The sequence below is a fragment of the Tamlana crocina genome (genome assembly GCA_040429635.1).
Classification (GTDB): domain Bacteria; phylum Bacteroidota; class Bacteroidia; order Flavobacteriales; family Flavobacteriaceae; genus Flavisericum; species Flavisericum crocinum.
In genome coordinates this window covers 2334096-2351269 of sequence record CP158972.1, presented here as the reverse complement: position 1 = coordinate 2351269, position 17174 = coordinate 2334096, and the positions used below count along the sequence as shown (strand labels likewise).

The window sequence follows — 17174 nt, the reverse complement described above, 5'->3', positions numbered from 1 at the left end:
TCGATTTTAGGCTGCATTTTCATTTGAAAAAATGGGCAGTTTTTAAAAAGCTTATATGGAACACAGAAATCAAGTATTTGATAATGTATTAGATTTAGTAGGCAACACACCGCTTGTTAAACTCAATAGAATAGCTTCCAAATTTGATGGCGATTTTTATGCAAAGGTTGAATCCTTCAACCCAGGGCATTCTTCAAAAGACAGAATAGCACTTTATATTATTGAACAGGCTGAAAAACAAGGCATTCTTTCTCCGGGTGATACTATTATAGAAACCACTTCGGGCAATACGGGGTTTAGTATTGCTATGGTGAGTATTATCAAGGGGTACGATTGCGTTTTGGCGGTAAGTTCAAAGTCGTCGCCAGACAAAATTGATATGCTAAAAACCATGGGGGCAAAGGTTTATGTTTGTCCCGCGCATGTAAGTGCAGACGATCCACGTTCATATTATCAGGTGGCCAGAAGGCTTCATGAGGAAATGAAGGGGTCTATCTATATAAACCAATATTTCAATCAGTTGAATATTGATGCGCACTATCATTCTACTGGCCCAGAAATATGGAGGCAAACCGGAGGTAAAATCACTCATTTGGTAGCTTGTAGTGGTACCGGAGGAACCATTTCGGGTACGGCCAAATATTTAAAGGAGCAAAATCCAAATATTAAAATTATTGGGGTGGACGCTTTTGGATCGGTTTTGAAAAAATACCACGAAACCCGTGAGTTTGATGAAAAGGAAATCTATCCGTACCGAATTGAAGGTTTAGGAAAGAACTTAATTCCAGCGGCAACAGATTTTGATGTTATCGACGAGTTTATAAAAGTAACTGACGAAGATAGCGCACATACCGCAAGGCAAATCGCAAAAACCGAAGGGATGTTTGTTGGCTATACTTCGGGTGCTGCCACACAGGCGTTGTTGCAATTGGGAGAGGAAAACCGATTTAAAAAGGGCGATTATGTGGTGGTGATTTATCCCGATCATGGCGCACGATATATGAGCAAGGTTTATAGCGATAAATGGATGGAAGACCAAGGCTTCTTTGATAGTGTTAATGAGGCTTCGGCGCAAAACATCCAGTACATAAAATAAGAATATATCAAGCAAATAAAAGAGATGTTTTTTGCGACAAAAGCAAAATGGCATCTCTTTTTTTATTTTATCAATAATTGAACAATAAAAATTATGTTCAAAGCAGATAAATATTTAATTTTGCACGAACTAACTAAGAGCTAAAGCTTTCTTTGAATTTTCTAAACACACGGTGTTGTATTCCCATAAAGCGTTTATTTGGTTGTAGTTACGTTTTAACTTTAATTAGCAATAAGAAGATTTTAGTAAATGAAGGATTTATTTGATAAGATTTACAAAGACAAAGGGCCATTAGGGAAATGGGCTTCCCAAGCTGAAGGTTACTTTGTGTTTCCTAAATTGGAAGGGGAAATTTCTAACCGAATGAAATTTCAAGGAAAAGAAGTGATTACTTGGAGTATAAACGACTATTTAGGCTTGGCCAACCACCCAGAGGTAAGAAAAGTAGATGCTGAGGCGGCTGCACAATACGGATCGGCGTACCCTATGGGAGCGCGAATGATGTCTGGACACACCGATCTGCATGAAAAACTTCAGAATGAATTGGCTTCTTTTGTAAACAAAGAGGCAGCTTATCTTTTAAACTTTGGCTATCAAGGTATGGTATCAACCATTGATGCACTTGTTGCCAAAGACGATATTATTGTTTATGATGTAGATGCGCATGCTTGTATTATTGATGGTGTTCGTCTTCACATGGGGAAACGCTTTACATACAAACACAACGATGTTGAAAGTTTAGAGAAAAACTTGGAGCGTGCCACGAAAATGGCTGAGCAAACCGGAGGAGGGATTTTAGTGATTTCTGAAGGTGTATTTGGTATGCGTGGTGAGCAAGGGCGATTAAAAGAAATTGCTGCACTTAAAAAGAAATACAAATTCAGATTGTTTGTTGACGATGCCCATGGTTTTGGTACTTTAGGTGCTACAGGCGCTGGGGCGGGCGAGGAGCAAGGCGTACAGGATGATATCGACGTGTACTTTGCTACTTTTGCAAAATCGTTGGCCAGTACAGGAGCTTTTATTGCCGGTGACCAAGAAATCATTGATTATTTAAAATATAATTTACGTTCGCAAATGTTTGCCAAATCATTGCAAATGCAATTGGTGGTTGGTGCATTGAAACGTTTGGAAATGTTGAAAACCATGCCAGAGCTAAAAGCGAAGCTTTGGGAGAATGTTAACGCATTGCAGTCGGGCTTAAAAGAGCGTGGTTTTGATATTGGAACAACCCAAAGTTGTGTGACTCCTGTTTACTTAAAAGGAAGTATTCCTGAGGCTATGGCTTTGGTTAAGGATTTGCGTGAAAACTACGGAATATTCTGTTCTATAGTGGTTTACCCGGTGATACCTAAAGGAATGATTTTATTAAGATTGATTCCTACAGCAACACATACTTTAGAGGATGTTCGTGAAACGCTTGATGCTTTTGATGCTATTAGGGAACGATTGAATAACGGAACTTACAAGCGTCTTTCAGCTGCGGTTATGGCAGCGATGGGGGAGTAAAATAGAAATAAATACCAATAAAAAATCCGATTCTAAACTTAGAATCGGATTTTTTTTATGCTAAATCTTTTCTGTAGGTTTTTCTTCGTTTATAAACTTCAGGGTCAAAATGTTTCCATATTTTCTTTATGGCTTCGTTGTCTTCCAATTCTGGGGTTCTGTAGCACATCTCTATTCCTTTTTGTTTAAAGGTGTGGTAGTACTGGTTAAAAATAACTGCGTGTACACCTTTGTTTTGGTAATCGGGGTGTACGCCAATCAAATAAAAACTAGCATCTTTGCTGTGTTTTTTTGCGTGTAAAATATGCCTGAAACCAAATGGGAACAGTTTGCCGTTCATTTTTTGTAATGCTTTTGAAAACGATGGCATAACAATGGCAAAAGCTATCATTTCGTCGTTTTCATCCATGACAAACTTGATGTATTCGGGATTTATAAAACCAATAAATTTCTTTTTGAAATACGCTTTTTGAATATCGTTAATAGCAACAAATGAGGACAGTTTCGCGTAGGTTTCATTAAACAGGTCGAACATCCTATCGGCATAAGGCATCACATCTTTTGTAGAAGTGAAGTCTAAAGCTCTAACCTTGTATCGTCGTTTTATTAGTTCATTCGCTTTAAGGAAAAACTCGGGCTTTACGTTTGAAAATGGAAATCGACTTTCGCTATACGATTTTTCAATTTTAAAGTTCGCTGCCTCGTAATGCTTTATGTAATAAGGGTGGTTGTACCAGGTTATCATAGAGCCAATAATGTCGAAGCCCTCGGTTAAAACCCCAACTTTGTCCAAATTTGAAAACCCAACGGGGCCTTCGGCATATTCCAAATTGTGTTCCTTTCCAATGGCTTCCACTTGGTCGAGTAGTGCTTTAGATACTTCTAAATCATCTATAAAATCGAACCACCCGAAGCGCATTTTCTTTTGGTTTTGTCCGTTTATTTCCAACCAATTGGTAATAGCGGCAATTCGGCCAACAATTTCATTGTTTTTATATGCTAGAAACAATCGGGCTTCGGCATCGTTAAAAACGGGATTTTCATTTTTGTCGAAGGTTTTCATTTCCTGGCTGATGATGGGGGGCACCCAGTATTTTGAGCCTTTGTATATGGAGAAAGGAAACTTTACGAAGGCTTTAAGCTCTTTTTTAGTTTTTACTTCTTTGAGTGTTACCATTGGTTTTGGTAGGGTTGGTTTATAATTTAGTTGAAATCTATTTCTGTTTTTTGTCTTCTTTGCAAAGGTTCGTCAATATTGTCTTTTTTACTCTTTTTCGATTTTCTATTTCTGTTGTTTCGGCGTTGCAGTTCGTCTTCCATCGAAGTGCCATTATCCACTTCTTTGTCTTTGTGGAAATCCAATCGGTAAGACATTCCGAAATTTACACTGAAAACAGAAGGCGTGTCTTTGGTGTTAAAAGTTAGTGCTGTATCCAATTGAAAATCTTTTCCCAGCAAGTAGGCGCCGCCAAACCTAAAGAGGTTATCGGCGTAAAAATCACTCTTAATACCTTGCGTTTCACCAAAAACAACCCATTTTGGACTGAAAGAATGTGTCAAGGTTAAAATATATTGAAAATCGGATTGGTCTGTTCCAATACGGTCTTTTATAAAATTCATTACAAAAACCCATCCGCCCGAAAAGTTATTTTGGGTGGCAATCATCACTTTTGGACTAAAACCTTCAATGCCAGGTGCGGTGTATGGGTTGTTTTCGGTATCATAGTTAGCACCCGCATAAATGGCAACGGCAGGAATTAAGGTTTTCCATTTAAATTGCCGGTTGGCTTTCCAGCTGTAAAGATTGGGTTTGTCTTCTTCTGCATTTTTATAAGGGTCGTAAAGTAGGTATTTTGCCCCAATGGCTGCAAACTTAAAGTTGGCGCGGTCTTCTTCAGCATTAAAGTTCGATGCAAATGTTTTGGTGTCGTTTTGGTAGGTGCCTTCAATGTTAATTTCCAGTTGTTCAAAAAACAGTCCGTAGCGAGCGGCAAAATCAATTCCGAAACCGGAAACATCGTATGCTGGGGCAGGAGTGCGCTCTTCTTTAATGATATAGGGGCCAACTTCCAATTGGGCTACATTGGTGCCTACTGAAAAGGCGCTCCGTGAAACACCGGGACGGTTGGAATTAATAACATCTGTATATTGCGAAAAGCCTTGGAGAGCTGTGAGGCTTAATAAAACGAGTAAAGCAGATTTTAATGGGCTCATGAATTGTAGGTTTGCTAAATCTTGTGAGATTTTGGTTAAAAGCATTTCCAAATATAGATATTTTATAGATTTTTTATCATTTTTCAACTGTAATTAAACCAGTAGAATTGTATTTTTGTTTTAAATTTCAAACAAAAAGAAAATGGGTTTATTAAGAACCATACTCATTATAGCTCTGGTTTATTATGCCATAAAAATATTATCTCGGATTTTTGCGCCTTTTTTAGTGAAATATGCCGCGAAAAAAGCGGAAGAACGTTTTGGGGGGCAGTTTGGTAACTTTCAGAATACTGGCCGAAAAGAATCCGTGAAAAAAGAAGGCGAAGTAACCATTGATAAAATTCCAAACAGGAAAACTTCAAATAAAGAGGTTGGGGATTATGTGGATTTCGAAGAAATTGATTAATTTTCGATTTCATTTTTCTTAAAAAAAATTCATGCCATTTTCTTTTAAAAGATTCCTTCCACACATACTTATTTTATTAGGGTTTGTTGTTGTTTCTCTAGCTTATTTCTATCCCGTTTTACAGGGAAAGGCTATATATCAAAACGATATTGTACAGTTTATTGGAATGAGCAAGCAACAAAAGGATTTCAAAGCCGAAACTGGCGAAGAAACCTATTGGACCAATGCTGCTTTTGGAGGGATGCCCACCTATCAATTGGGTGCGCGTTACCCGCATAACTACATTAAAAAATTAGATTTAGCGCTTCGGTTTTTACCTCGTCCTGCCGATTATTTATTTCTTTATCTCATAGGGTTTTATGTGTTGTTACTTGCATTAAAAGTTGATTTTAAACTAGCCGCTTTGGGCGCATTGGCTTTTGGTTTTTCAACGTATTTAATCATAATTTTAGGCGTGGGGCATAATAGTAAGGCGCATGCTATAGCATACATGCCGTTGGTGCTTAGTGGTGTTATTCTGGTCTTTAGGAAAAAGTACGTGTTAGGCTTTTTATTAACCACGGTGGCAATGGGGTTGGAACTGGTGGCCAATCACTTCCAGATGACTTATTATTTAATGTTTCTCGTTATTATTCTTGGAATAGCGTATTTGGTTGATGCTTACAGAAAGAAATTGTTGCCGCATTACTTTAAATCTGTCGGCATAATGGCCGCTGCGGTTGTTTTGTCTATAGCCTTGAACGCGACTAACATTTTGGCCACTAGCGAATATGTGAAGGAAAGCAAGCGTAGTAAAAGCGAGTTGACCATTAATGCCGATGGCTCTCCGAAGGAAAATTTATCCTCGGGGTTGAGCAAAGATTATATAACCCAATTCAGTTATGGGTTTGCCGAAACCTTCAATTTATTTATCCCAAGATTTATGGGTGGCGGAAATGCCGAAGACGTTGGAAAAGATTCTGCAACCTACGATGCTTTTAGGAAATTAGGCGCTACTACCACGCAAGCTGCACAAGAAGCCAAACGGGCACCGATGTATTGGGGCGACCAACCCATTGTTGAGGCGCCCGCTTATGTAGGGGCTGTGGTTTTATTTTTGTTTGTTTTCGCTTTGTTTTTGGTTAAAGGCCGATTAAAATGGTGGCTGGTTGGCGGCACCGTGTTTTCGTTGCTATTGTCTTACGGAAAGAACCTAGGTTTTTTAACTGATTTCTTTATCGATTATGTACCAATGTACAACAAGTTTCGGGCGGTAACTTCTATTCAAGTGCTTTTAGAACTTTGTGTTCCAGTGCTTGCTGTTTTCGGTTTGGTGCGCTTATTTAATGATTTTGAAAAGAAAGAAGAAAAACTGAAGGCGCTAAAATATGCCACTGCCATTGCTGGTGGATTGGCATTGGTTTTTTTGCTGTTTAAATCCTTGTTATTTGATTTTGTTGGTGTAAATGATGGTTTTTACCGCCAAAACTACGGACAAGCCTTTGTCGATGCGCTTAAGGAAGATAGAAAAACCTTATTTGTTGAAGATACGATGCGAAGCTTGGTTTTGGTGCTGCTTTCTGCAGGGGCTATTTTTATGTTCCTAAAGGAAAAATGGAAACAGCAATGGGTAATCGGTGCTTTTGCCATTTTGATTTTGTTCGACTTGGTTGGTGTGGACAGGCGTTATGTCAACGATGATGATTTTGTGCCTAGCATAGCTATGAGCAAGCCTTTTGAAGCTACCGAGGTTGATAATTTCATTTTAAAAGACAAGTCGCATTATCGGGTGTTCGATTTGGTTTCGGGGCCTTCAAAACCATCGTATTTCCATAATTCACTAAACGGTTATAACGCAGCTGAATTAAGGCGGTACAGTGAAGTGTTTAGTTTTTATGTGTCAAAAAACAACCTAAACGTGCTCAATATGCTCAATGCAAAATACATTGTGGCGCAAGATGAAAAGGGCAATGCGTTTCCGTATAAAAATGATGAGGCCAACGGAGCAGCTTGGTTTGTAGAAAGTTTAGAAAAAGTCAATTCTGCCAATGAAGAAATTCTGGCTTTGGATAGTTTGGATAATAAAAATAAGGCGATTTATTCTGCTCAAAAATCATTGGAATCTTTGGATGGACTGGAAACTAATTATGATCCTTTGGATTCACTTTCAAATATTGAAATAAAAGAAGTTAAGCCTAATTATTTAAAGTATCAATCGAATAATGAAAACGATGGTTTTGCGGTGTTTTCTGAGATTTATTATCCTGATGGTTGGAAAACATTTATTGACGGAAAAGCCGTTGACCACATGCGCGTCAATTACATTTTAAGAGGCATGCCGATTCCGAAGGGAGAACACGTTATTGAATTTAAATTCGAGCCAGACGTGGTTAAAACCGGGAGTTCAATTTCATTAGCGGGTTCGATATTGTTTGTGCTGTTGTTGGTCGGCGGATTGTTTTACGAGTTTAATAGGAGTAAAAGTGCCTAAAAAAGTACTCATTATAACTTACTATTGGCCACCAGCCGGCGGGCCAGGCGTGCAACGTTGGTTGAAATTCGTTAAATATCTGCCTCAGTTTGGTGTTGAGCCTATTGTGTATATTCCTGAAAAGCCCAATTATCCTTTGGTTGACGATAGTTTAGAGTCAGAAATTCCAAATGGCATCACAATACTGAAACAGCCCATAAAAGAGCCTTATAGATTGGCTAAAGTGTTCTCGAATAAGTCATCAAAAACCATCAGTAAAGGAATTATTCCTGAAGAGAAAGAGCAATCGCTTCTTGATAAATTAATGCTTTTCGTACGGGGTAACTTTTTTATTCCAGATGCAAGAGTGGGCTGGGTAAATCCATCCGTAAAGTTTCTTTCGGAATATATTCAAACTGAAAATATAGAAACCATAATCACTACGGGGCCGCCGCATAGTTTGCATCTAATTGGTTTGCAGTTGAAAAACAGATTGAATATTAAATGGTTGGCAGATTTTAGGGATCCTTGGACTACTATTGGGTATCATAAAGCATTGAAACTAACTAAATCGTCTGCAAACAAACATAAGCTTTTGGAAAAGCAGGTTTTGAATACGGCAGACCAGATTATTGTTACTAGTGAAGTGACAAAAAACGAGTTTGAAGAATTAACAAATAAGCCTATCGAGGTTATCACTAATGGTTATGACGATGAAGCTATGGTCGATTTTCAAATGGACAAAAAATTTACTTTGGCACATATTGGCTCGCTGTTGTCTAAAAGAAATCCTGAAAATTTGTGGAAGGTTTTGGCTGAATTAATCAATGAAAACGCTGATTTTTCAAAAGATTTTCAGCTTAATTTGGTCGGTGCAGTGAGTGAAAATGTAAAGAATTCACTTAAAAAATACAGTTTAAGTGATTATGTAAATGAAATTGGTTATGTTTCACACAAAGAATCAATTGTGTTTCAAAAAAAATCACAACTATTGTTGTTGGTTGAAATTGATTCCGAAGACACCCAATGCATCATTCCAGGTAAATTGTTCGAATACATGGTTTCCAATAGGCCGATAATCGCATTGGGGCCAAAAGGCTCGGATGTTGAAAAAATCATCAGGGAAACCAATACCGGGCAATATTTTTATTATAGTGATTATGGTTCATTAAAAAATACTATCTTACAGTATTACGACGCGTATAAAAATAAAGGCATACAGTCGTATCCCATAGGTTTGCAAAAGTACCACCGGGAAGCGCTAACGCAATCTTTATCAAAATTATTATAAATGGGCATAGTTGCACTACAATCCTTTAAAAACATTATTTCTACCTATTTGGGCTTTTTTATTGGAGCAATTAATACCCTGTTTCTTTACACCGAATTTTTAAGTGATGAATATTATGGCATGGTAGGCTACATGCTCTCTTTGGCCTACGTCATTATGCCGCTCATGGCTTTTGGGGTTCATAATACTTTAGTGAAATTTTATTCTACTTTTAAAACTCGGATTTCGGTAAATGGTTTTTTAACGCTGATGTTGTTTTTGCCTATTACTGTGATCATTCCGTTGGTGTTTATTATTTATTCATCTTATGATTTTATTGGCAATTTTCTATCGCAAACCAATGCCATTATTAAGGATTATTTATGGCACACCGTAGTTATAGCGATTGCTTTGGCTTATTTTGAAGTGTTTTTTGCTTGGTCTAAAGTGCAGATGAAAACCGTGTTCGGTAACTTTATGAAAGAAGTATTTCATAGGGCAGGGGCGATGGTATTACTGTTTTCCCTTCATTTTGAATGGATAAATCTTGAGCAATTTATGGTTGGGCTGGTTGTGGTTTATGTATTGCGGATGTTGGTGATGAAAATTTTTGCTTTCAGTGTTCGCTGGCCAGTACTTACTTTTAAAAAGATTAACGGATTATCGCGGATTTTAAAGTATTCATTTTTAATTATAATAGCTGGTTCCATTGCTACCATACTTTTGGATGTAGACAAAGTGATGTTGGGGCAGTACATCAAAATTGAAGAAATAGCCTATTATAATGTGGCCATTTATATTACGGCGGTTATAGCTGTGCCCCAGCGGGCCATGCATCAAATATTATTGCCTTTATCGGCTAAATATTTAAACGAACGGGATTTTGAAGCTCTGGGCGACCTGTATAAAAAAAGCTCGCTAAATCTTTTTATTGTTGGCGGATTTATTTTTTTGCTGATTGTTTTAAATATCAATCAGTTGTATCGCATAATTCCAGAGGAATTTAGCGTAGGGCTTTTTGTGGTGTTTATCATTAGTTTGTCCAAACTGTACGATTCGTTGTTGGGGAGCAATAATGCCATCCTGTTCAATAGTGACTACTACAGAATGGTTTTGGTTTTGGGGGTAGCATTGGTCATTTTGATGGTATTGCTCAATATGGTGTTTATTCCCAAATTGGGCATCAATGGCGCAGGATTGGCTACTTTTTTAGCGGTTTTTTTATACAATTCGGTTAAGTTGTATTTCGTTTACCGAAAGTTTAAAATTTTTCCATTTACACGCTTTACTTTAAAAATAGCAGGGCTTATTTTATTTAATATACTGCTGTTTTATTTTTGGGAGTTTCCGTTCCATCCTGTTGTTAACATCGCTTTAAAATCAGCATTAATTACAGCGGTTTATGCTTTTGTAGTTTTAAAGTTTGATTTTTCAGAAGACATTACCGCATTGATCAAACGCTACATTAAAATTTAAGATGCTTTTTAAAAGAGAAAACCCCGCGATGTTGCTTTGAGGCAAACTAATCACAGGGCTTTCCAAACTAACCAACCAAAATTTTTAAAATCGTCTTGATCTTGTATTGTTATTAGAGCGGCTTGTGTTATTTGCGGCTCTAGTCTTTTTATTATTTGTCGCCTTTGTTACTGTGCGTTTTTGAACCGTTTTTGGTTTATTAACTGCTTTGCGTTGTGTAACTTGGGCATTTCTTGTGTTTGAACTTCTAGTATATGTACGTTTATTTGTGCTTTTTGGTTTTTGTACTACCGTATTATTTTTATGTGGTGTTGAAATCCGGTAGCTAGAGTTGTTGTTTCTGTTAGGGGTATTTCTAACAGTTTCTCTTGTTCTTTGGGTTTTGTTAATTTGGGAATTGTTCCTTGATGGTGTTCTTACCACTTTATTGTTTTCCCGCTTAACGACTTGCCTTTTCACATTTGGAGTATTTCTTTTTATAATATTATTACTGTTTCGACGAGTCGTTTCGTTTTGTGTTACATAACGTCTGGAAGTGGTGTTTCTGTTTACCGTGGTAATATTTCGTTTACTGCGATTTACGGTAGCATAACTCCTGTTTCGGTTAATGGCATGTCCACGTCTTGAAGCTACAGATGTTCTCGGTCTATAATTATTGTAAAATGGTCTGTTATAAACATACCGAACAGGCTTGTAGTAACGCCTGTATGGTCTGTTGTAAACCACGCAGTAGTCATAAGCTGGTACGCTATAGTAGCGGTGCCAAGGTCTGTAAACATAGTTTCTGTTATAAACATTGATGAAACCAGTGCAGTGCGAAAATACATTTCGCCTGTTATAGTGCACGTAAAGTCCGCCTACACGAGATACATACCCGAAATTATTGTAAAACACATTAATGTTGCCAACCTGGCTAATCCTACCGTAATAATCGTAAAAAATGGGTGTGTTTTCAATTTGAATAATAGCGCCAAACTCATCATATTGCACATAGGCGCTATAGTTGTATCCAGAATTAAAACTTAAATTAACGTTAGGCGCCCCAATGGAAACGCTAAAACGTGGGTTGTTATGTAAAATATTAAAATCGAATTGCCCATCTGGGAATACAGAAAACTCAATGCCGTTTTCAACAAATATGAAAGAGTTGCCATAACCTCTATTGTAGATGTTGATTTCCTCTAAATGTTCTGAATTGGTGGTTGTGGCTGCGCTAACGGAAAACCCTGTAAGGGTTAAACCTGCTAATAAGAATATAAACTTTTTCATAATATATAGTTTTAAAATGTAACTCGTTTAAAGAATTACAAACAGCGTGCCAAAAAGCAGAAAGGGGATTTTAGGTGTTTTATGATGTTGTTTTTCAGTTTTTTTACATATTTGCGTTTTTAATCCTAAAATTTTACATATTACCGTTTAAGTTAATTTTTATTTGTTTATATCGCTTAATGCACATAATTTAGAATGTATTAATCTTGTAAGCTATTTTTTATGGATGTTTTAGATCAGATTTTATCAAAGAGTAAACCTATTGAGGAAACAATAGATTTTGATGCGCAACGGTTTAAAAAATATTATTTAAATAAGAATAGGCCAGTGGTGCTAAAAGGATATGGTGATAATTGGGTGGCCAAGGAAAAATGGACGCTCGATTTTTTAGCAAATCTTGAAGTGAAAAATCCGGTATCTTTAGAAATTGGGGCGAATAATCAGCAGGAAACCAACTTTGTAAAAGAAAATTTAAAAACCTACATAGAAAGTATAATTAAAGAAGAGCATAAGGACAAAAAAGACAGGGCATATCTCACGTTGTTTAATATTTTTGATCGCTTTCCACATTTAAAAAAGGATGTCGATTTATCCATATTAACACAATTTACCAGAAAAAATAATATTTATGCTTGGATTGGCCCGGAGGGTACGGTAACAGGATTGCACTATGATTCTTTAAATAATTTGTTGGCTCAAGTGAAAGGCCGAAAACAGGTTGTTTTGGTAGCTCCCAAGGACAACAAAAATATGTACATAAGTGATAAGTTTGAATTAGGGGCTACGTCAAGCGAAGTAGATATTAATAATTACGACGAGTCTAAGCACCCCAAGTTTAAAAATGTTGAGTTTTTCAGCACGATTTTAGAGCCTGGTGACGTGCTGTTTATTCCTAAGAAATGGTGGCACTATGTAAAATCATTAGATACTTCAATAAGCATCAGTAATTTTGGTGCGCTTTTATTTGATGTGCTTTTTACTGAAACTATTGAGAGTATCCAGTACAGCTTACATTGTCGAGGATACTATAAAAAAGGCAATTGTACTTGCCATAAAGAGGTTGATGGTAAAGTGTTGAGTAAGTTCGGTTAATTTGAAGAAACTAACAAAAAGTGTTCTTTAAAGTTTGAAACAAAATCATTCATGTGTTTTTTGTTTTCGTCACTTTTCCGGATTACTAAATAATGATTCCTTTTCAAACCTTTGCCTATTTGCTTGTAAACTAAGTTTTCAGAAAGTTTAAATGCCTTTAAAGCCCATTTGGGCATGCAGGTTATTCCTAAGTTGGAATCAATCATTTCCAGGGCTACCTGTGTGAGCGGTACAGCAGATATTTTTAACGGGGAAATTTTATTGGGTTTTAAAAATTGTTCGTGAACCGATACGGTTTCAAGCGGGTAGGAGTGGATGATTAAATGCTGGTTGGTAAAATCGTCTGCGGCTAAGTATTTTTTGTCATTCAAAGTATTTTCTTTGTGCATAATGGCGAAAATTTCATCTTCGAAAAACTTGAAACCTATTAGATTCTTGTCTGTGGGTTTTGAGGTAACAATTGCTGCATCAATTTCTTTAGATTGTAATTTTTCAATGGGCTGATGGGTGGATTCCAAAATCAATTCAATATTAATTTCGGGGTACAGCCTCCCCATTTTTTGAATAAAATGAGGAAAACCATGGTAAAACGAGAAACACTCGGTGCTTACCTTTATGGAACCGGTAGATTTTGTTTGTATTTGCTTTATGTTATCTAAACCTTTTTCAATGCTTTCAAGCACATTGTTACCTATATGGTAAAGTTCCGTGCCCTCTTCGGTTAGCGTCCATTTATTGCGGGCCCTAAAAAATACTTTAAAGCCCAATTGCAGTTCCAATTCTTTTAGTTGATGGCTTAAGGCAGACTGGGTCAAAAACAATTTTGAAGTAGAGTTGGCCAAACTTCCTTCTTCGGCAATGGTTTTTATGAGTTTGAAATACTTTATTTCCATTTGACAAAACTACAATTTTGTAAAGGATTGATGCTTGATTTTATTTCAATTATAAATTAGAATCATTCAATTATTTAAGGTGAAAATCGTGTTGATATTCTATAATATTGCAAAAAATATCTATGATAAAACAGAAGATAAATAGAACCATTCGTCTTTCTAAATACATTTTATACAAGGAAACCTTGGTAGATTACAAAGAAAAGTTTTGGTCTTTTATTGGTGCGTTTATGGGCATAGGCTTAATAGCCATAACACAATCTCGTTTCTTGCCAGAGGTAGAAAGTTTGTTTTTAATAGGTTCGTTTGGAGCTTCAAGCGTATTGATTTATGGGGAAATACAAAGTCCGTTGGCACAGCCCAGAAATTTAATTGGCGGACATATTATTTCAGCGATTATAGGTGTGAGTGTGGCAAAATTATTCCCAGATATTTTGTGGTTAGCGGCTTCGTTGGCGGTAGGCCTTTCCATTGTTGTGATGCAGTACACCAAAACATTGCATCCGCCCGGTGGAGCAGCAGCCCTAATAGCAGTTATCGGTGGAGAAAAAATTCAGAGTTTGGGGTATTGGTATGTTTTGGCGCCGGTGCTAACCGGAACGCTTATCTTGTTGGTTGTAGCTTTGGTGTTCAATAATATTACAAGTAACAGATCTTATCCTGTTAAAGGTAGGTACGTGAATTTTCCGTGGCAAAAGAAACGCTAGTCCTAATTAAGTTTCGGGGTTAAATACCTTCCAATTTCTGAAGATTTGCACTTTACTATTTCTTCGGGAGTACCTGAGGCTACAAGATTTCCGCCATTTTCGCCCCCTTCGGGCCCTAAATCTATAATATGGTCGGCACATTTTATTAAATCAATATTGTGCTCAACAACTATAATAGAGTGCCCTTTTTCAATTAAGGCGTTAAACGATTTCAATAGTTTTTGGATGTCATGAAAATGAAGCCCAGTTGTGGGTTCATCAAATATGAAAAGGGCTCTTTCTTTGTTACTTCCTTTACCCAAAAAGGTGGCGAGTTTAATACGTTGGGCTTCCCCTCCTGAAAGGGTAGAGGAGCTTTGCCCTAAAGTAACATAGCCTAGCCCAACATCTTGCAATGGCTGAAGTTTATTTTTTATTTTGGTTTGTTCAGTTTTTTCAAAAAATAAAATGGCATCATCAATGGTGAGGTTTAAAACGTCGTCGATACTTTTGTCGGCAAAAGTGACTTCCAGAACTTCTTTTTTAAAGCGTTTGCCTTTACAGGTATCGCACTCTAAATGCACATCGGCCATAAATTGCATTTCAATGGTAACTTCGCCCTCGCCTTTGCAAGTTTCACAGCGTCCGCCATCCACATTAAATGAAAAATGCTTGGCTTGGTAGTTTCGAATTTTGCTCAATTTTTGTTTTGAGAACAGTGCCCGTATATCATCATAAGCTTTTATATAGGTCACCGGGTTAGATCGTGACGACCGCCCAATAGGGTTTTGGTCAACAAACTCGATGTGTTGGATGTTTTTGAAATTCCCATCCAATTTTGAAAACTGCCCTGGTTTGTCGCCAAAATCGGTGAGTTCTTTTTGTAATGCCGGAAATAGTATCTTTTTTACCAAAGTACTTTTTCCACTACCAGAAACACCCGTAACCACGGTAAGCATTCCCAAAGGAAAACGTACATCGATATTTTTCAGGTTGTTTTCACGAGCGCCAATAACATCCACGTAATATTTTGATGTTCTTTTGGCCTGTGGCACTTCAATGTTCAAATCTTCATTGAGGTATCGGGCGGTTAGGGAGTTGGAAGCCAAAATGTCGGTAAAACTGCCTTCGGCCACCACGCTGCCACCAAAAGTCCCCGCTTCGGGACCTATGTCTATAATGGTGTCGGCGGCTTTCATAATATCTTCATCATGCTCAACCACAATAACGGTATTGCCCAAATCGCGCAATGATTTCAATACCGAAATCAACCGTTCTGTGTCTTTGGGATGCAAGCCTATACTAGGTTCATCTAAAATATACATCGAGCCCACCAAACTACTACCCAACGATGTGGCCAGATTGATGCGCTGACTTTCACCACCCGAAAGCGTATTCGATTTTCGGTTTAGTGTTAAATAATCCAAACCTACATTGGCTAAAAATGAGAGGCGGTTATTAATTTCTTTCAGTAATCGGTCGGCAATTTTGGTGTCGTAATCGTTCAATTCCAATTGTTTGAAGAAACTCGCCAGTTTGCTCAGCGGCATTTCCACTAAATCGGTAATGGTGGCACCCGCAATTTTAACATAATTGGCTTCGGGGCGCAAGCGTTTTCCGTTGCAGGCTTTGCATTTTGTTTTTCCGCGGTAGCGCGACAACATCACCCGGTTTTGTATTTTGTATGCCTTGGCCTCCAGTTCTTCAAAAAAGGAATTTAAGCCTTCAAAATATTTATTGCCATCCCAAATCAATTGTTTTTGTTCGGCACTCAACTGAAAATAGGGCTTATGAATGGGGAAATCAAATTTATGGGAATTGTTCACCAATTGGTCTTTATGCCAACTCATGCTTTCGCCACGCCACGGAAAAATAGCGTTTTCGTAAACCGAAAGCCCTGTGTTGGGAATCACCAAATCTTCGTCAATTCCAATAATATCTCCATAACCTTCGCATTTTGGGCAGGCGCCATAAGGGTTGTTGAAACTGAACAAATGTACATTCGGTTCCAGGAAATTAATGCCATCCAATTCAAATTTATTACTGAATTGCCGCTGTTTTCGGTCTGATAGGGTTTCAATAAAACATTCGCCTTTGCCTTCAAAAAAAGCAGTTTGAATGGAATCGGCCAACCGGTTGAAGAAATCTTCGTCGTCTTTGGTAATGATCCTATCAACTACCAACAACACCTCGTCTTTTTCAGAAACCGATTCTATTTCGTCAATCCTTAAAACGTCGCCGTTCACCTTCAGTCTGGCATAGCCTTGCTGTGACAGAGTTTTGATTTTGTTTTCCATGCTGCGGCCTTCTTCCAAATATATGGGAGAGAGCAGCAACAATTTTGCCCTTTCGGGGAATGATTTTAGGTAGTTTAAAACATCGGTAACCGTATCTTTTTTAACTTCATCACCAGAAACGGGCGAATAGGTTTTTCCGATTCTGGCGAACAATAGTTTTAAATAATCATAAATCTCGGTTGTCGTACCAACGGTTGAACGCGGGTTGGTGGAATTCACCTTTTGTTCAATGGCAATGGCCGGTGCAATACCTTTTATATAATCGACTTTTGGTTTGTTCAGTCTACCTAAAAATTGCCTGGCGTAACTCGATAAACTTTCAACGTAACGACGCTGGCCTTCCGCATAAAGCGTGTCGAACGCCAAACTGGATTTTCCCGAGCCGGAAAGACCCGTAATCACCACTAATTTATTTCGGGGTATAACAACATCAATATTTTTAAGGTTGTGCAGTTTTGCACCTTTTATGATGATGTTTTCTTTGGGGTTTACTTCAGAAATGCTAGTATTCATGGGT

The 17174-nt window shown here is 37.6% G+C and carries 13 protein-coding genes; 8 read left to right on the top strand and 5 right to left on the bottom strand.

Annotation, left to right across the window (positions count from 1 at the left end; all coding sequences use genetic code 11):
* Window positions 1–55 precede the first annotated feature (55 nt).
* Together ABI125_10470 and ABI125_10465 are read left to right on the top strand one after the other, a co-directional pair.
* Entirely contained in the window at window positions 56–1096 is a 1041-nt protein-coding gene (locus ABI125_10470; protein XCF05148.1) for a cysteine synthase family protein, read from the top strand.
* 249 nt (window positions 1097–1345) lie between these two features.
* Window positions 1346–2605, top strand: a complete 1260-nt coding sequence (locus ABI125_10465) for an aminotransferase class I/II-fold pyridoxal phosphate-dependent enzyme (protein XCF05147.1) — start codon at window positions 1346–1348, stop codon at window positions 2603–2605.
* Window positions 2606–2660: 55 nt separating this feature from the next.
* On the opposite strand, the gene ABI125_10460 is transcribed toward ABI125_10465, so the two are convergent.
* Window positions 2661–3782 carry a GTP cyclohydrolase gene (locus ABI125_10460; GenBank protein XCF05146.1) on the bottom strand — a complete coding sequence of 374 codons (1122 nt, stop codon included), beginning with the start codon at window positions 3780–3782 and terminating at the stop codon, window positions 2661–2663.
* A 26-nt stretch (window positions 3783–3808) separates the two neighbouring features.
* Window positions 3809–4819: a transporter gene (locus ABI125_10455; protein XCF05145.1), complete on the bottom strand. Its 1011-nt coding sequence runs from the start codon at window positions 4817–4819 to the stop codon at window positions 3809–3811.
* Between the two features lie 142 nt (window positions 4820–4961).
* On the opposite strand from ABI125_10455, the gene ABI125_10450 reads away from it, so the two are divergent.
* From ABI125_10450 to ABI125_10435, 4 genes are read left to right on the top strand one after another with little or no spacing between them, the layout of a single operon-like run.
* Window positions 4962–5225 carry a DUF4834 family protein gene (locus tag ABI125_10450; protein ID XCF05144.1) on the top strand — a complete coding sequence of 88 codons (264 nt, stop codon included), beginning with the start codon at window positions 4962–4964 and terminating at the stop codon, window positions 5223–5225.
* A 31-nt stretch (window positions 5226–5256) separates the two neighbouring features.
* On the top strand, window positions 5257–7695 hold the full coding sequence (locus ABI125_10445) for a YfhO family protein (protein XCF05143.1): 2439 nt from the start codon (window positions 5257–5259) through the stop codon (window positions 7693–7695).
* Complete coding sequence (locus tag ABI125_10440) at window positions 7688–8965, top strand: glycosyltransferase family 4 protein (protein ID XCF05142.1); 1278 nt, start codon at window positions 7688–7690, stop codon at window positions 8963–8965. Before ABI125_10445 ends, ABI125_10440 begins: the two co-directional genes overlap by 8 nt.
* Window positions 8966–10420 carry a lipopolysaccharide biosynthesis protein gene (locus ABI125_10435; protein ID XCF05141.1) on the top strand — a complete coding sequence of 485 codons (1455 nt, stop codon included), beginning with the start codon at window positions 8966–8968 and terminating at the stop codon, window positions 10418–10420.
* Window positions 10421–10504: 84 nt separating this feature from the next.
* Here the strand turns inward: ABI125_10435 and ABI125_10430 are convergent, their stop codons facing one another.
* The gene (locus ABI125_10430; protein ID XCF05140.1) at window positions 10505–11689 is read right to left on the bottom strand and encodes a hypothetical protein; all 1185 of its coding nucleotides are present in this window, start codon (window positions 11687–11689) and stop codon (window positions 10505–10507) included.
* A gap of 222 nt (window positions 11690–11911) precedes the next feature.
* On the opposite strand from ABI125_10430, the gene ABI125_10425 reads away from it, so the two are divergent.
* Entirely contained in the window at window positions 11912–12781 is an 870-nt protein-coding gene (locus ABI125_10425; protein ID XCF05139.1) for a cupin-like domain-containing protein, read from the top strand.
* Here the strand turns inward: ABI125_10425 and ABI125_10420 are convergent.
* The gene (locus ABI125_10420; GenBank protein XCF05138.1) at window positions 12778–13674 is read right to left on the bottom strand and encodes a LysR family transcriptional regulator; all 897 of its coding nucleotides are present in this window, start codon (window positions 13672–13674) and stop codon (window positions 12778–12780) included. The genes ABI125_10425 and ABI125_10420 overlap by 4 nt on opposite strands.
* Window positions 13675–13796: 122 nt before the next feature.
* Here ABI125_10420 and ABI125_10415 point away from each other — a divergent pair, with 122 nt between their 5' ends.
* A complete protein-coding gene (locus ABI125_10415) occupies window positions 13797–14381 on the top strand; it encodes an HPP family protein (protein ID XCF05137.1) in 585 nt (194 codons plus the stop codon).
* A gap of 2 nt (window positions 14382–14383) precedes the next feature.
* Here the strand turns inward: ABI125_10415 and uvrA are convergent, their stop codons facing one another.
* Window positions 14384–17170, bottom strand: coding sequence for an excinuclease ABC subunit UvrA (gene uvrA, locus ABI125_10410; GenBank protein XCF05136.1), 2787 nt, complete (start codon window positions 17168–17170; stop codon window positions 14384–14386).
* Between the last annotated feature and the right edge of the window lie 4 nt (window positions 17171–17174).

Bases quoted from the DNA above. Each gene is read 5' to 3' on its own strand.
- ABI125_10470 (XCF05148.1), top strand. From the start codon at position 56: ATGGAACACAGAAATCAAGTATTTGATAATGTATTAGATTTAGTAGGC.
- ABI125_10465 (XCF05147.1), top strand. From the start codon at position 1,346: ATGAAGGATTTATTTGATAAGATTTACAAAGACAAAGGGCCATTAGGG.
- ABI125_10460 (XCF05146.1), bottom strand. From the start codon at position 3,782: ATGGTAACACTCAAAGAAGTAAAAACTAAAAAAGAGCTTAAAGCCTTC.
- ABI125_10455 (XCF05145.1), bottom strand. From the start codon at position 4,819: ATGAGCCCATTAAAATCTGCTTTACTCGTTTTATTAAGCCTCACAGCT.
- ABI125_10450 (XCF05144.1), top strand. From the start codon at position 4,962: ATGGGTTTATTAAGAACCATACTCATTATAGCTCTGGTTTATTATGCC.
- ABI125_10445 (XCF05143.1), top strand. From the start codon at position 5,257: ATGCCATTTTCTTTTAAAAGATTCCTTCCACACATACTTATTTTATTA.
- ABI125_10435 (XCF05141.1), top strand. From the start codon at position 8,966: ATGGGCATAGTTGCACTACAATCCTTTAAAAACATTATTTCTACCTAT.
- ABI125_10430 (XCF05140.1), bottom strand. From the start codon at position 11,689: ATGAAAAAGTTTATATTCTTATTAGCAGGTTTAACCCTTACAGGGTTT.
- ABI125_10425 (XCF05139.1), top strand. From the start codon at position 11,912: ATGGATGTTTTAGATCAGATTTTATCAAAGAGTAAACCTATTGAGGAA.
- ABI125_10420 (XCF05138.1), bottom strand. From the start codon at position 13,674: ATGGAAATAAAGTATTTCAAACTCATAAAAACCATTGCCGAAGAAGGA.
- ABI125_10415 (XCF05137.1), top strand. From the start codon at position 13,797: ATGATAAAACAGAAGATAAATAGAACCATTCGTCTTTCTAAATACATT.
- uvrA (XCF05136.1), bottom strand. From the start codon at position 17,170: ATGAATACTAGCATTTCTGAAGTAAACCCCAAAGAAAACATCATCATA.